Source organism: Collimonas arenae, assembly GCF_001584165.1.
GTDB classification, from domain to species: Bacteria; Pseudomonadota; Gammaproteobacteria; order Burkholderiales; family Burkholderiaceae_D; genus Collimonas; species Collimonas arenae.
In genome coordinates this window covers 3580191-3596029 of the sequence record NZ_CP013233.1, presented here as the reverse complement: position 1 = coordinate 3596029, position 15839 = coordinate 3580191, and the positions used below count along the sequence as shown (strand labels likewise).

Sequence of the window (15839 nt, the reverse complement as noted above, 5' to 3'; positions counted from 1 at the left end):
GACCGGCAGTGCAGTTACCAAGGGGTTGGGATACTGGTAACTGGCTCTTCGAACAAAACATAAGACGAGACACCCTGACGATAGCCGCGTGACGGCTGCTTCAGCGGATATACATAGGAGCAATTCGATCATGATTGAACAACAACTCCAGCCCACCCAGGGCATGGGAGAGGCGATCGCTGTCAGCGAAAGCAAAATAGATCAATATTTCCAGATCAGCGCACGCGGCAGCACTCAGCGCCGTGAGGTTGTTGCCGGCATCACCACTTTCCTGGCTATGGTGTACTCCGTGTTCGTGGTACCCGGCATGTTGGGCAAGGCTGGTTTTGATGTCAGCGCGGTGTTCGTTGCCGTGTGTCTGACGACTGCCTTCGGTTCGCTACTGATGGGTTTGTGGGCGCGTTTGCCGATTGCGGTTGGTTGCGCGATTTCGCTGACCGCCTTCACCGCCTTCGGCCTGGTGCTGGGAAAAGGCCTGTCGCCTAACGTTGCGCTCGGCGCAGTGTTTCTGATGGGACTGGTGTTCACCGCGATTTCAGTGACTGGCGTACGTTCCTGGATTCTGCAAAATCTGCCGGCTGGGGTTGCGCATGGTACTGGCGTCGGCATCGGCCTGTTCCTGTTGTTGATCGCGTCGAACGAAGTCGGCCTGGTGGTGAAGAACGCCGGTGACGGCTTGCCGGTAGCACTCGGCCATATCACAGCATTTCCTGTCGTCATGAGCGTCATCGGCCTGGCTGCGATCTTCGGCCTTGAGCGTCGTCGCGTGCCGGGCGGCATCCTGCTGGTCATTGTCGCCCTGTCGGTCGTCGGCCTGATTTTCGATCCAGCCGTCAAGTACACCGGTGTGTTTGCATGGCCTGCATTGAGCGCTCCAGGCCATGCCTCGCTGATCGGTGCGATGGATATCAAGGGCGCATTGAGCATGGCTGTGCTGCCTAGCGTTCTGGCGCTGGTGATGACGGCAGTGTTCGATGCCACCGGCACGATCCGTGCTGTCGCCGGCCAGGCGGGCAAGTCAATGAAAAGGGATACATCCACAATGGCGGCAAGGCGCTGACTGCAGATTCGCTCAGCTCGATCTTTGCCGGCCTGTTCGGCGGTGCTCCGGCTGCTGCTTATATTGAATCTACCGTTGGCACCGCTGCCGGCGCCAAGACAGGCTTGACGGCAGTCGTGGTTGGCGTGTTGTTCCTGGCGGTGATTTTCTTCTCGCCGCTGGCCGGGCTGGTGCCGTCGTACGCAACCGCTCCTGCATTGATGTATGTCGGCTTGCTGATGCTGAGCAGCGTCAGCCGGATGCACATGGATGATACCGTCGACGCGATGGCTGGGCTGGTATGCGCCGTATTCATCGTGCTGACCTGCAATATCGTGACCGGCATCATGCTGGGCTTCTGCACCCTGGTGATCGGTCGCATCGTCGCCGGTGAATATCGCAAGCTGAACGTCGGCACCGTGGCGATTGCCGTCGCACTGGCAGCGTTTTACGCAGGTGGCTGGGCGATCTGATGCGCTTGCGCGATATGGAGAAAGTGTGAATTCGGCTTTTTGAGTCTCCTCATACAGCCGATTTGTAGCGGCGCCGTCCCCCCGGCGCCGCTTTTTTATTTGGCCGATGGCATGTATTTACGCCGCCGGCAAGTCATCATCGATATAGGCGCGAATCACATCATCGAAGCTTCTGTCGCCGGTGAAGCCCAAGGCGTTGGCACGGCTGGCATCCCAGGCGCCCGGCCAGCTTGAAATGATCCTGTCGATGCCCGCATCGTGCTTCCATTCCACGCGTGCCGCCACGTCTTTTCCGGCAACCCGTTCCAGCGCCGCGACCATGTCGGCGACGGTGACCGAGATGCCCGGCAAATTGATGGTGCGGCTTTTACCCAATGCATCGGCCGACAGCGAATAGCCGTGTATCAGAGCGGCAATCACCTTGCGTGGCGATAGCAGCCACAGGCGCACATTCGGCGCTACCGGGCAGACCGAAGGTAGGCCGTTGAGTGGTTCACGGATGATGCCGCTGGCAAACGACGACGCTGCCTGGTTCGGCTTGCCTGGCCGTACGCTGATGGTTGGCAGGCGCAGCACGCGACCATCGACGAAGCCTTTGCGGCTGAAGTCGTTGAGCAGCAGCTCGGCAATTGCCTTCTGGGTGCCGTACGACGACTGTGGATTGAGAGCGGTGTGGTCCTGCACCACCGCCGGCAGCACGCCGCCGAACACGGCTACCGAACTAGTGAAAATCACACGTGGCACATGACCGCAGGCGCGGCAGCGTTCCAGCAGCAGACGCGAAGCGTCCAGGTTGATGCGCATGCCGAGATCGAAATCGGCTTCGGCCTGGCCACTGACAATCGCCGCCAGATGGAAGATGGCAGCAGTCTGGGTAGTGATGACGCGTTCCAGCAAGGCGCTGTCGGTGATGTCGCCGGTGATCTGCTCGATACGAGCATCGTCGAAGCCGTTTGCGGCGACTACATCGACCAGGATGATCTTGCTGATGGTTTGCAATTGGCCATCGCGGTCGGGCAGATTGCCTTGTTTAAGCAGGCTGCGGGCCAGGCGCTGGCCGAGGAATCCGGCGCCGCCGGTGATAACGATTTGCATGATGAATCCTTGATTAAAATGAGTTCCGGTTACAGCCACGGCTTGAGCCAGCCCAGCCCTGCGGATGTAGCAGCGCGCGGGCGATATTCGCAACCGACCCAGCCCTGGTAGCCGAGCGCATCGATCAGCTCGAACAGGTAGGGGTAATTGATTTCGCCGACATCGGGCTCATGCCGTTCCGGTACGCCAGCGATCTGGATATGGCCGATACCGGCCTGCGGGCGCACCATGTCGCGCTTGAGTTTGACTGCCAGGTCGCCTTCGACGATCTGGCAGTGATACAGGTCGAACTGCACTTGCAGGTTATGTGCGCCGACTTCGGCGCAGATCGCTTGCGCGTCATCCTGGCGGTTCAGGAAGAAACCGGGAATGTCGCGCGTATTGATAGGTTCGATGACAATCGTGATGCCGTGTGCGGCGGCCTGGGCAGCGGCGTAAGCCAGGTTTTCCAGATACACGGTGCGATGCTGGGCGCGATCCTGCTGCGGCTGGATCAGGCCGGCCATCACATGCAATTTCTTGTTGCCCAGCACTTGCGCATATTCCAGTCCGGTCGCAACGCTGCGCTTGAATTCTTCTTCGCGTCCCGGCAGCGAGGCGATGCCACGCTCACCGGCGGCCCAATCGCCCGGCGGGGCGTTGAACAGTGCCTGGGTCAAGCCATTATCTTGCAATCGCGCTTGCAGATCGGCAGCGGCATATTCATACGGGAAAAGAAACTCCACGCCTTTGAAACCATCCTTGGCCGCAGCCGAGAAGCGGTCAAGAAAGGCGTGTTCGTTGTACAACATGGTGAGATTGGCGGCAAAACGTGGCATTGCAAACTCCTGAAAATAATTCGTAGGGTGGGCGTGCCCACCCCTACATCGCATGTTAGCGGTTGACCATCTTGGCCGGCGTCTTGAGGATGGCAATCGCGCCGACCACCAGCATCCCGGCCAGCATGAACATGCCGGTCTCGTTGTTATGCGTCGTATCCTTCAGCCAGCCGACCAGGAACGGGCTGACGAAACCTGCCAGGTTGCCGACCGAATTGATGACCGCGATACCGGCGGCGGCGCCGGTGCCCGAGAGGAACGCGGTCGGCAGCGACCAGAACAATGGCGAGCAAGTCAGCACACCCATCGCGGCCAGCGACAGGAAGATGATGGCGATTACGGTGTTGTCGGCGGCGATGGCAGATACCACGAAGCCGATAGCGCCCAGCAATGCCGGTACGATCAGGTGCCAGCGCCGCTCACGCAAGCGGTCCGAGCGGCGGCCGATCAGGATCATTGCGAACACTGCGCACAGGAACGGAATCGCGCTGATCAGACCGATCCTGAAATCGCCGACCACGCCGGATGCCTTGACCAGGGTCGGCAGCCAGAACGTCAAGCCGTACTGGCCCATGACGATGCAGAAATAGATCAGGCACATATGCCAGATACGGATGTCCTTGAATACGGCCGCGGTCGATTTTGGGCTGTGCTTATCCTTTTGATCAGCACGGATTTCCGCTTCCAGGAAATCCTTCTCCGATTCAGTCAGCCATTTGGCTTTGCGAATACTGTTATCCATCACGAAAACCACCGCAATGCCGACCAGGATAGCCGGAATCGCTTCGATCATGAACATCCATTGCCAGCCGTGCCAGCCGCTGGAGCCGTGGAAGGCTTGCATGATCCAGCCCGACAGGGGGTTGCCGAAAATACCGGCAATCGGGATCGCCGCCATGAAAGTCGCGACCACTTTGGCGCGCCGATGCGAAGGAAACCAGTAGGTCAGGTAGAGGATGATGCCGGGATAGAAGCCGGCTTCGGCGAGGCCCAGCAGGAAACGCAGCACATAGAACTGGGTCGGCGTCTGGACCCAGGCGAAACACGCGGACAGGATGCCCCAGGTGATCATGATGCGAGCGATCCACAGTTTGGCGCCGACCTTGTTCATGAGCAGGTTGCTGGGTAACTCGAACAGGAAGTACCCGAGGAAAAATATGCCGGCACCAAGGCCGAAAACGGTTTCGCTGAAGCCCAGGTCTTGCGACATCTGCAGCTTGGCAAAGCCGACGTTGACACGGTCCAGATAGGCCACCACGTAACACAGCATGATGAATGGCACAAAGCGCCAGAACACTTTCTTGTACAGATTTTCGGCTTGTTCGGCCGCCATGCCGGCGCTAGCCTGCGTGATCGTTGCTGACATCTCGTCTCCACTTATATGAATTTAAAAGAACTGGATGTTTCTATTATTTGAAACTTACCAATGTGTGACACCTAACTACATGTAAGACCTACCAACGTGCACCAAACACCCGGTGCAATTCCTCCAGAGCCGCCGCGTTCAGCGACTCCGGCTTGTTTCGCAACATCATCCAGAGACGCGCCGTTTCTTCCAGTTCCTCCAGCGCGAACGCTGCCTGCGAAACGCTTTCATGCCAGACCACTGGCCCGAGGCGTTCCAGCAGCACGCCGCGCACGGTGGATGCCAATACTTTGACCTGCTCCGCCACCTGCGGATCGCCGGGGCGGCAATATGGAATCATTGGAATGCGTCCGACCTTCATCACCTGATACGGCGTGATCGGCGGCAGCACTTCGTTTTCATGCCAGACGCCGGCCAAGGTTAGCGCTACCAGATTGGTCGAATGGGTATGCACTACCGCCTGCATCTGCAGATTGTTGTCGTACACCGCACGGTGCAAGGTCAATGTCTTCGATGGCTTGTCGCCGCTGACCCACTGACCGTTCAGGTCAACCTTGGCGATCTGCGCCGGAGCCAATCGGCCAAGGCAGGCGTCGGTCGGCGTGATCAGCCAGCCGTCATCCAGGCGGGCGCTGATGTTGCCGGCCGATCCGACCGTGTAATTGCGCCGGTACAGGCTGGCGCCGATCTCGCAGATTTCTTCGCGCAGCGCCTGTTCCTTGAGGGAGCCGCTGCCGCTGGGATGGTTGGCCGGTGTGTTCATATGCGTGTCTCACCAAGATGACGCAGCGCTTTTTCAAAGAAATCGACACTGCCGAAATTTCCCGATTTGAGCGCCAGCGCGATTGGCGAGGCGCCAATCGATGCTGTCGCCGGCACGCCGGGATCGATCTGCGCGCCGATGCGCAACGCATGCACTCCGAGTGCCTTGACCACTGCGCCGGAGGTTTCGCCACCGGCAATCACGAAGCGCCGCACGCCGTTGTTCAATAATGCAGCGGCGATATCGGCCAGCGCTTGTTCGATCAACTGACCGGCACGTTCGACGCCGAGTTCGGCCTGCACTTGCTTGACCTGTTCAGGCGTGGTGGTGGCATAGATCAGTGCCGGCCGCTGTTGCAGATGTTGCTGAGCGAACGCCAGGGCTTGCGCTACAACAGGCTCGCCGCGCGCCAGCGCCAGTGGATCGATGCGGAATGCGGGGTGCTTTTCAATCCACGCACTCACCTGAGCATTGGTCGCCTTCGAGGCGCTACCGGCCAGCACTACCGACAAACCGTCTACAGCTGGAAGTGCGCTAGCCTGTGCGCCTTGCTGCGGCTTGAGCAAGCCGGCGCGGATGAAATTGCCGGGCAGGCCGAGCGCGATGCCGGAACCGCCGGTGACCAGTGGCAAATCCGCACAGGCAGCGCCGATGGCGTACAAGTCCTGGTTTTCCAGCGCATCGACAATCGCCATCCGCACGCCTTGTTGGCGCAATGTGGCGATCTCGGTAGCGATCTGTTCGGCGCCCTTGGAAACAATCGGATAGCCGATCAAGCCGACCTTGGACGGCGTTTGCTGTTGCAGCACGCGCACCAGGTTGGGATCGGTCATCGGCGTCAGCGGATGATTCTGCATGCCGGATTCATTCAGCAACTGGTCCTGGATGAACAGATGGCCGCGATACAGTGTGCGTCCGGTTTCCGGGAACACCGGGCAAGCGATGGTGAAGTCGCTGCCCAGCGCTTGTAGCAGCGCATCGGCAACCAGACCGATGTTGCCTTGTGCGGTGGAGTCGAAGGTCGAGCAATACTTGAAGAAGAACTGGCGGCAGCCTTGCCGTTGCAGCCAGTCGAGCGCTGCCAGCGAATCGGCCACGGCTTCTGCCGCAGGCACGGTGCGCGATTTGAGCGCGACCACGATGGCGTCGACATCTTTTGGCGCACTATCCGGCACGCCGATGGTTTGCACGGTGCGCATGCCTTCGCGCACTAGCATGTTGGCGAGGTCGGTAGCGCCGGTAAAGTCATCGGCGATGCAGCCGAGCAGAGGTTTTGTCGCCTGGGTTTGCGGTACTGACATCGGTTACTCCTGCGCAGTCGGCAACGTGATGCCGGGGAAAATCTTGATCACGGCGGAATCGTCCTCGCCGCCATGGCCGGCAGTGGATGCCATCATGAACATCTGGTGCGCAGCAGCCGATAGCGGTAACGGGAATTTACTGGTGCGGCCGGTATCGAGCACCAGCCCCAGGTCCTTGACGAAAATGTCGACCGCCGACAGCGGCGTGTAATCGGCCTTCAGGATATGCGGCACGCGGTTTTCAAACATCCACGAATTGCCGGCACTGTTGGTGATGACTTCGTACAGCGCATCGGGATCGACGCCTTCGCGCATGCCTAGCGCCATCGCTTCGGCTGCCGCAGCGATATGTACGCCAGCCAGCAACTGGTTGATGATTTTGACTTTCGAGCCGATACCGTGGGCGTCGCCGAGCTGATAAACCTTGCCGGCGATCGCTGCCAACACGGTCTTGCCTTTGGCATAAGCAGCGGCAGGGCCGGAGGTCATCATGGTCATTTCGCCGGAAGCGGCGCGCGCGGCGCCGCCCGACAGTGGAGCATCGAGGAACAGCAAATCCAGTGCGGCCAGGCGTTCGCCCAGCTTGACGGCGTATTCCGGCGCCACGGTTGCGCTGGCAATCACCAGGCTGCCGGGGCGCATTGCCGCAGCTGCGCCTTGTACGCCGAACAGCACCTGCTCGGTTTGCGCAGCGTTGACCACTACCGTGATCACGACATCGCACAAGGCGCCGAGTTCAGCCGGGGTCTGGCAGACGATTCCGCCTTCGCTGGCGAATTGCTGCAATACTTCCGGCCGCACATCGCATGCATGGGTGCGCAGGTTGGCGCGCAGTAAAGAACGGGCAACGCCCAGGCCCATGGCCCGAGGCCGATTACACCTACGTTGATAGTCATTGTTGATCCTGATTGACGGGTTATCTGATTAGCGAGTTTTAGTAGCGCTCTTGGCTTTACTCTTTTGCGGCGCTTTGGCCTTGGCGTCGGCTGCGCCTTGCGCGAGGCGGCGCGCGGCGTTGAACATGTGGTTTTGCGCCGCATTGCGGGCTGCCAGTGCATCGCCGGCGGCAATCGCCGCGGCAATCGCAGCATGTTCTTCATAGACCTGGCGCATGAAGTCGTCGCGTCGGGCTTCGTTGCAGCGGGTGACAGCGGTGGCAGCTTCCAGGTATTGGCTGAGGAAGGCCAGCGTTTGCAGCAGGAACGGATTGCCGGTTGCTTCGGCGATGCTGCGATGGAACATGACATCGGCCATCACGCCATCACCGCCGGCGCTGACATCGGCTTCGATGCCTTTCAGTGCAGTTTCGATGGCTTTCAGCTGGCGCGGAGTGCGGCGGGTGGCAGCCAGTGCGGCTACCTCAGCATCAATGGCGCGGCGCAGTTCGACGATCTGCAGCACCGCATCGGCCGACGAGGCCTGATCGAACTGGATGCGCAACGGCCGCAAATGGCCTTGTTCGCTGACGTAGACGCCGCTGCCCTGGCGCGGTTCGACCGCGCCTTCATTTTTCAAGCGGGAAATCGCTTCGCGCACTACGGTGCGACTGACGCCGAATTGTTCCGAGAGCACCGGTTCGGTGGGCAGTTTCGCACCCGGACCGAACTCGCCGGTTTCGATTTTTTTCAGCAATTCCTGGGCGACGGTGTCGCTCAGGGAGGTTCTGTTGGCATTCAGTTTATTGAACATTTCGTCTCTTCCAGCGGCATATTTTATCGTAATGTGACCATATCATCATATGAATTATTTGAAAAATCAAGCGCTGTTTCAAGGCTCCTGGCTGTGCAAAGCCATTGTTTCCTATGTGTAACGCAGAAGATTCCATTCTTGTTGCACGTCAAGGAAGGCTCGGCTTTTCGCATTAATATGGGATAACGCAATGGCAAGCAGGGCCTGGAGGACTAGGTAGGACGCATTGCATTCCAGTAGAATCCTGTCCTTGTGGAAATGCCCGCCAGTCACGTCACCGCTATCAGGATCGCCATCCAATGAATCAATTCATGCGCCGCAGTCTATTGTCATCCGCCATTTTCTTGTCGTTGTGGAGCGGCGCTGCCTTGGCCCAAATCAGGATAGGCGTGGACATCGCCGTCACCGGACCGGCGGCGGCAATCGGCGCGCCAACAAAAAATGCCATCCTGCTGTGGCCGAAAGAGATCGCTGGGCAGAAGGTCGAATACATCATCCTGGACGACGCTTCCGATCCGACCAACGCGGTGCGCAATGTGCGCAAGCTGATCAGTGAAGACAAGGTCGATCTGATCGTCGGCCCGAATACCACGCCGGCCGCACTGGCGCTGGTGGATGTGGTGGCTGAGTCGCACACGCCGATGTTGGCGCTGGCAGCGTCGGCCTCCATTGTTGAGCCGCAGGACGCCAAGCGCGCCTGGGTGTTCAAGCTGCCGCAAAACGATTCTCACATGGCCACCATTCTGACCCAGCACATGGCCGACAACGGCATCAGGACAGTCGGTTTCATCGGCTTTGCCGATGCCTATGGCGATAGCTGGTGGCGTGAATTCTCACATCTGGCCGAGCTCAGGAAAATCAAAATTGTGGCCAGTGAGCGCTACAACCGCAACGACACCAGTGTGACCGGGCAGATCCTCAAGATCATGGCGGCGCAGCCGGATGCGGTGCTGATCGCGGGTTCGGCGACGCCGGCGGTGCTGCCGCAAAAGACGCTGGTCGAGCGCGGCTACAAGGGCCGCATCTACCAGACCCACGGCATCGCCACCGCCGATTTTCTGCGTGTCGGCGGCAAGGATGTTGAAGGGACGTTCTTCCCGACCGGGCCGGCAGTGGTGGCCAAGCAACTGCCGCTTGCCAATCCAGTACGGAAGACCGCGCTCGATTTCACCAAGCGCTACGAAGCCGCTTACGGCGCCGACACGATGACGCAGTTCGCCGCCGATGCGTGGGGCGCCTACATGCTGATCGCCAACGCGGTGCCGCAGGCGCTGAAATCCGCACAACCCGGCAGCAAGGCGTTCCGGGAGGCGCTGCGCAGTGCTCTGGAAAATACGCATGACCTGACGATTCCACAAGGCGTAGTCAACATGAATCCCAAGGATCACGTTGGATTGGACCAGCGCTCGCGCGTAATGGGGCGGATTGTGAATAACAAGTTCGCCTACGCTTATGGCGGTTAGCCGTTTTAGAGTGCCGATTTTTTAGTCGCCACGAAACAAAACAACAAGTAAAAACAACAAGAAAAAATAATGAGTTTATTTAAATTATGGTTGCGCGGCTTTATTCCAGGACCAGTAGTGGTCAACGCCACCGAACGTCTGCGCGCCTGTTGCGGCGCCTTGCTCGGGATATTGCTGACCGGGCTGATTAGTCATTGGGCGCTCGGACCCGGCGCCGCGTTGCCCTTGCTGATCGCGCCTATGGGCGCTTCTGCGGTGCTGCTGTTCGCCGTGCCGGCCAGTCCGCTGGCACAGCCCTGGTCGATCATCGGCGGCAACCTGGTGGCGGCAGTGATCGGCGTCAGTTGCGCGCGTTGGATTCACGATCCGGTGCTGGCGACTGCCATTGCGGTTTCCGCAGCAATCGGCGCGATGTTTGCGTTGCGCTGTCTGCATCCGCCGAGCGGAGCGGTGGCATTGACCGCAGTGCTGGGCGGTCCGGCCGTCACTAGCCAGGGCTTTCATTTCGTGTTGACGCCGGTGCTGCTCAATTCATTCTTGCTGCTGGCGGTAGCCCTATTGTTTAATAACGCCACCCGGCGCCGTTATCCGCATATCGCCCATGCCGATCCCGGCAAGCTGCATCAGACCAAGGACCAGCCAAGCGGTGCGCGCGTAGGCTTTACCCAGGAAGATCTGGACTACGTGCTGCAACAGTACAATCAGGTGCTCGATGTCAGCCGCGATGACCTCGAAGACCTGATCCTGCAAACGGAAATGCATGCGTACCGGCGCCGCTTCGGCGAGATCACTTGTGCCGATATCATGTCGCGCGATGTCGTCAGCGTCGAATACGGAACTTCGCTGGAAGATGCCTGGGCGTTGCTGCTGAAGCATCGCATCAAGGCTTTGCCAGTCATCAACCCGGCGCAGCGCCTGATTGGCATCGTGACCCAGACCGATTTCATGCGGCAAGCGGATTTGCAGGTGTACCCGGGCTTTGAACGGAAGCTGAAGCAGTTCATCCGGCGCACCACCAATACCCATTCGGACAAGCCGGAAGTTGTCGGCCAGATCATGACTTCAGCGGTAAAGAGCGCGGCTCATGACATGCACATCGTCCAACTGGTGCAGCCTTTGTCGGCGTTGGGCATCCATCACATACCGGTTGTTGACGATGAAAACCGCCTGGTGGGCATGGTGACGCAGTCCGATATGGTGGCTGCTTTGTACCGCGGCAACGCGAATTTAGAACTCATTTCATGAATATCCGCGAGTACGAACGCGGCTATTTGGGATGTAGTGCAAGGCGCGTCGTGCAGCCAAGGGTGGTTCCCTTGGCAAGCGGCGCAACGCAGCAATACGCCCAAATAGCCCGTTCCCTTCGGGTTCTTGCCAGAAAAGGCGCTGGCCGCGTTGCGCTCCTTGCCAATAGCTCGCTATTGGACGCGTCGCACGCCTTGCCAGAGCCTTTTCTGGCAAGAACGCATATCACGGATATTCATGAAATGAGTTCTAACCACAGTCTGAGTCATTCAGAGCATGCCGCAATTGCCGCAAACCGTTGCGGGCCGTACAATGGCGGGGTTTTGGTGCACGCGGACATGTCCATGTCCGCAGTTAAACGGGAAACACGGCGCCGCGCGATCGACAGGATTGCCGGCACAACGTGTGCTGCCCCCGCAACGGTAAAACAAGCGTCGCCGGTTGAAAGCCATTGTTCTTTTCTACCGGTCGACAGGGCGTATCTTCTACCACTGTGTCTCAGTTCAGCTGCATTCAGCTTGGCCTGACATGGGAAGGTTATACGCTCCGACTTGTTAGCCCGGATACCGGCCAGATCAGGGGGAGTGGGGAAGAAGCGCAGCGCGCCGATTCGCCGCTACTGTTGCAACCGGGCTTGCGGGGAAGCAGGCCGGGGACACTTATCGTATCCAATCATGACCTTATCTTTATCACGCCGCTGCGGCGCGACCTTGAAGCCGCTTGCGCTTGCTTCAGCCATTCTCTCTTCCAGTTTCGGCACAGCCATGGCGCAGACTGCGCCGGACCAGAACCTGGTGCCGGTCGTTGTGACTGCCGCGCGCGTCGAGCAGCCGCAAACCGACGCATTGCCGCACACCACGGTCATCAGCGCCGAAGACATCCGCAATTCGCAAGCGTCTGACCTGCCGGCTTTGCTGGAACGTGAAGCCGGTATCCAGATCACCCGCGTCGGTGGCCCCGGCCAGCAGGCATCGCTGTTCATGCGTGGCGCCAACTCGTCGGAAGCCCTGATCTTGATCGATGGCGTGCCGATCCGCCGCCAGGCTTCCTACGGTTTGCCGGCGCTGGAAAATATCCTGCCTGACCAGATCGATCACATCGAAATCGTGCGCGGCAACGTTTCCGCAATCTACGGTTCCGGCGCCATCGGTGGTGTGGTGCAGATTTTCACCAAGCGCGGCAACGGCGCCCCGGCTTTCAATGCATCGGTCGAGGCTGGCTCGCGCGGCACGTATCAAGGCAATGTTGGCGTCAGCGGCAAAAGCGGCGACACCAGTTATGCGCTGTCGCTGACCCGCTTCAAGACTGACGGCTTTTCCGCGCAGAATCCGCTGCAAAGCCCGAACGTCAATCCGAACCGCAACGGCGACGGCAACACCAGCGTATCTGGATCGGTATCGCAGGAGTGGAGCAAGGGCAATGAAATCGGCGCGCGCATTTACGCCAACGATGCCAAGTACACTTTCGACGATGCCTACGGTACGCCGACCGACCAGAACAACGGTCATTCGAAGAGCCAGTCGATCGCTGTGTTCTCGAAAAACAAGTTCACCCAGGACTGGACCTCGACCTTGACGCTGTCGCAAAACGTCAATCGCGACAACCTGGAAGACCTGACCAATTTCGGCAACAGCAGCAACGGCTACAAGAGTACGCAGAACCTGCTGCAATGGGCCAATGAACTGCGCCTGTCGCCGGTGTGGACGGCAACCGCCGGCGTCGATGCCGGTCGCGAAAAGGCCGACGTCAACTCCAACAGCAGCTACGGCAACAGCAGCAACAGTTATTCGCGTTCGACCTCCAGCGTGTACGCTGGCGTCCTCGGCAAAATCGGCGCGAATCAGTTGCAGTTGAACCTGCGCCATGACGATGTCGGCGGTTCCGGTTCGGACAATACAGGCTATCTTGGCTACGGCTATGCGCTGACCGACAGTGTCAAGCTGATCGCCAACGCATCGACCGCATTCAACGCACCAACGCCGGTACAATTGTATGACCCGTTGTATGGCAATACCAATCTCAAGGCAGAGCGTTCCAAGTCCTTCGAGTTGGGTGTGCAATACGCCGCCGGTGCAACCATGCTGCGTGCGACCCTGTTTGATACCCGTACCCGTGACCAGTTCGGCTACGATCCGGTGACCTTCCAGACCATCAATATCGCGCGTGCCAAGAACCAGGGCCTGGAGCTGAGCGCCAGCGCCACGCTGGCAGATATCGATTGGCGCGCCAGCCTGACCTTGCAGGATCCGAAGGACGAGTCGACTGACCAGACCCTGGTGCGCCGCGCCAAGACCCTGGGATCGTTGGGAGCAGCCAAGAGCTTCGGCGCCTGGCGCATCGGCACCGATGTGCAGTACACCGACAGCCGTTCCGATATCCCCGGCAATCCACAACTACCGGCATATTGGCTGACCAACGCCAATGCGCGCTACCAGTTGAACAGGCAAGTGTCGTTGTTCGGTCGCATCGAGAATCTGTTCAATCGCGACTACCAAACCGCGTATGGCTACAACCAGCCATCGCGCGGCGTATTCGTTGGCATAAGCTGGCAGCAGTAACGCTATAGGCCTACTGCGCGTCTCAATCTCTGGTCTGCGATGCTCACTGCACTAAAGTACAGTTGTGCTTCTCGACCAGACCTTGGGTCGCTCGCTACGGCCTATAGTGCTACTGCAAGGATGTGGGGCGCTACTCCGATTCGTCGACAGCGCTTATCATTGGAACGCGTGGGCAAAAAAACTGCCTACCCGACTTGCTGTATGTTCACCACTTCATCAACGATTTGATTCGACCAAATTGACTAGCACTACTTCCTCGCGCCGCGCCGTTCTCATTCTGTGCAGCCTCGCTGTTTTTGCGATGCTGGCGCTGGCGTTGTCGGTGTCTTGCGGCAGCAGCGGTTGCGGATTGGCGGGCGATCAACTCTATTTTTCCTTGCGATTGCCGCGGGCGGCCGCTGCTTTCATTGTCGGCGGCTTGCTGTCCTTGGCGGGTGCATTGATGCAAGTGCTATTGCGCAATCCGCTGGCCGACCCCTATGTACTGGGTTTGTCCGGCGGTTCTGCCGCCGGCGCCTTGCTGGCTTTGCTGGCCGCCGGGCATTTCGGTTTCATGGGCGACGGCGTTGCCGCGTTCGGCGCGGCTCTGGGCGCCGGCCTGGCGGTGCTGCTGTTGTTCGGTTTGGCGCGCCAGGCCTTGCGACATTTGCCGACCGTCGCACAGCACAGCGGCCATCGCTTGATCTTGACCGGCGTGATGATTGCCGCAGGCTTCGGCGCGATCGTCACGCTGGCGCTGACGTTGGCGCCGGATGGTCAATTGCGCGGCATGCTGTTCTGGTTGATGGGCGACCTGGAGGACGGTCGTTTCCTGGTGCCGGCGGCGCTGTTATTGTTCCTGATTCTGGCATGGAGTGTTTTCAATGCGCGGCAGCTGAACCTGCTGGCGCACGGTGAAGGTTTTGCACAACTGCTTGGGGTGCCGGTGGTGCGTTTGCGTCTGCTGACATTGGCTGCGGCTTCGCTGGCAACGGCGGCGGCAGTCACCGTGGCGGGCACCATCGGTTTTGTCGGTCTGGTGGTTCCGCATGCGATACGGCTGCTGGTTGGCAACGACCAGCGAATCTTGCTGCCAGCCAGCGTCATGAGCGGCGGCGCCGTTCTGGCGCTGGCGGATCTGACGGCACGCACCGTCGTCGCACCGACCCAGCTGCCGGTCGGCGTGATCACCGCATTGGTCGGCGTGCCGGTGTTCCTGTGGCTGTTGTCGCGGGGGAGGGCATGAGCGAACTCATTACGCCACTATTGCAAGCCGAACAGTTAAGTGTCAGCGTCGGCGGCAGAGTCCTGTGCGAGCGACTGGCCTGGCAGATACTGCCTGGCCAATTCTGGTGCATTCTCGGCCGCAACGGCATCGGCAAATCCACCTTGTTGCATACACTGGCCGGGCTGCACAAGCCGGCTGGCGGCCGGGTGCTGATCCAGGGCCAGGATATTCAGGCCACGACGGCGCAGCAGTTGGCGCGCCTGCGCGGACTGCTGGCGCAGCAACAGGCCGATGCGTTTTCCAGCAGTGTGTTGACGGCGGTTATCGCTGGCCGGCATCCATACCAGTTTGGTTTCGGCTGGGACAGGGAAGACGATCGCGAGCTCGCGATGCAAGCGCTGGAGCAGGTCAAGATGGCCGCGTTCAGCGATCATGACGTGCTGCGTCTATCGGGCGGCGAGCGCCAGCGCGTAGCGTTGGCGACCTTGCTGGCGCAGGACCCGCTCTTGCTGATGCTGGACGAACCTACTGCGCATCAGGATGCGGCGGCGCAAATCGTCGTGATGGAGTTGCTGCATAAGGTGGCAAATCCGCTACCGCCGCAGAAAGCGGTGATCGCAGCCTGTCATGACATCAATCTGGTGTCTCGTTACGCAACCCACGTACTGTTGCTGGGCGACGGAAAATCGTGGCAGGGCAGTGCCGATAGCGTATTGCAGCCGGATATATTGCAGACCGCATTCGGATGCCAGTTCGAGGTAATGGAAAACGGTGCGCGGCGTTTGTTTGTGCCAACTGCTGATATTTCCTAGCGGCAGATCC

Annotated in this window: 11 protein-coding genes, 2 pseudogenes and 1 riboswitch; of the genes and pseudogenes, 6 read left to right on the top strand and 7 right to left on the bottom strand. The window is 59.6% G+C overall.

Annotated features, from left to right (window positions below):
- Nucleotides 1-163 precede the first annotated feature (163 nt).
- A pseudogene (locus CAter10_RS16510) lies at nucleotides 164-1512 on the top strand (NCS2 family permease).
- 117 nt (nucleotides 1513-1629) lie between these two features.
- Here CAter10_RS16510 and denD read toward each other — a convergent pair.
- The 7 genes and pseudogenes from denD to CAter10_RS16475 form a co-directional block, all read right to left on the bottom strand.
- The gene (denD, locus tag CAter10_RS16505; protein ID WP_061534267.1) at nucleotides 1630-2607 is read right to left on the bottom strand and encodes a D-erythronate dehydrogenase; all 978 of its coding nucleotides are present in this window, start codon (nucleotides 2605-2607) and stop codon (nucleotides 1630-1632) included.
- 29 nt (nucleotides 2608-2636) lie between these two features.
- On the bottom strand, nucleotides 2637-3425 hold the full coding sequence (gene otnI / locus CAter10_RS16500) for a 2-oxo-tetronate isomerase (protein WP_061534266.1): 789 nt from the start codon (nucleotides 3423-3425) through the stop codon (nucleotides 2637-2639).
- 55 nt (nucleotides 3426-3480) lie between these two features.
- Nucleotides 3481-4791, bottom strand: a complete 1311-nt coding sequence (locus CAter10_RS16495) for an MFS transporter (RefSeq protein ID WP_061534265.1) — start codon at nucleotides 4789-4791, stop codon at nucleotides 3481-3483.
- An 88-nt stretch (nucleotides 4792-4879) separates the two neighbouring features.
- Nucleotides 4880-5554 carry a 3-oxo-tetronate 4-phosphate decarboxylase gene (gene otnC, locus CAter10_RS16490; RefSeq protein WP_061534264.1) on the bottom strand — a complete coding sequence of 225 codons (675 nt, stop codon included), beginning with the start codon at nucleotides 5552-5554 and terminating at the stop codon, nucleotides 4880-4882.
- Entirely contained in the window at nucleotides 5551-6855 is a 1305-nt protein-coding gene (gene otnK, locus CAter10_RS16485) for a 3-oxo-tetronate kinase (RefSeq protein WP_061534263.1), read from the bottom strand. Before otnK ends, otnC begins: the two co-directional genes overlap by 4 nt.
- 3 nt (nucleotides 6856-6858) lie before the next feature.
- Nucleotides 6859-7751 (bottom strand): annotated as a pseudogene (gene ltnD, locus CAter10_RS16480) (L-threonate dehydrogenase).
- Nucleotides 7752-7779: 28 nt separating this feature from the next.
- Nucleotides 7780-8544, bottom strand: a complete 765-nt coding sequence (locus CAter10_RS16475) for a FadR/GntR family transcriptional regulator (protein ID WP_061534261.1) — start codon at nucleotides 8542-8544, stop codon at nucleotides 7780-7782.
- Between the two features lie 299 nt (nucleotides 8545-8843).
- Here CAter10_RS16475 and CAter10_RS16465 point away from each other — a divergent pair, with 299 nt between their 5' ends.
- The 5 genes from CAter10_RS16465 to CAter10_RS16445 all read left to right on the top strand — a co-directional run bounded on the left by CAter10_RS16465 (nucleotide 8844) and on the right by CAter10_RS16445 (nucleotide 15829).
- Nucleotides 8844-10007: an ABC transporter substrate-binding protein gene (locus CAter10_RS16465; RefSeq protein WP_061534259.1), complete on the top strand. Its 1164-nt coding sequence runs from the start codon at nucleotides 8844-8846 to the stop codon at nucleotides 10005-10007.
- A 69-nt stretch (nucleotides 10008-10076) separates the two neighbouring features.
- The gene (locus tag CAter10_RS16460; protein WP_061534258.1) at nucleotides 10077-11252 is read left to right on the top strand and encodes an HPP family protein; all 1176 of its coding nucleotides are present in this window, start codon (nucleotides 10077-10079) and stop codon (nucleotides 11250-11252) included.
- A 307-nt stretch (nucleotides 11253-11559) separates the two neighbouring features.
- Nucleotides 11560-11841: riboswitch (cobalamin riboswitch) on the top strand.
- 85 nt (nucleotides 11842-11926) lie between these two features.
- Nucleotides 11927-13810 (top strand): TonB-dependent receptor plug domain-containing protein, encoded by a 1884-nt coding sequence (locus tag CAter10_RS16455; RefSeq protein ID WP_061534257.1) that lies wholly within the window; start codon nucleotides 11927-11929, stop codon nucleotides 13808-13810.
- A gap of 238 nt (nucleotides 13811-14048) precedes the next feature.
- Nucleotides 14049-15035 (top strand): FecCD family ABC transporter permease, encoded by a 987-nt coding sequence (locus CAter10_RS16450; RefSeq protein WP_231879016.1) that lies wholly within the window; start codon nucleotides 14049-14051, stop codon nucleotides 15033-15035.
- Nucleotides 15032-15829: an ABC transporter ATP-binding protein gene (locus CAter10_RS16445; RefSeq protein ID WP_061534256.1), complete on the top strand. Its 798-nt coding sequence runs from the start codon at nucleotides 15032-15034 to the stop codon at nucleotides 15827-15829. The genes CAter10_RS16450 and CAter10_RS16445 overlap by 4 nt, the downstream gene beginning before the upstream one ends.
- Nucleotides 15830-15839: the final 10 nt, after the last annotated feature.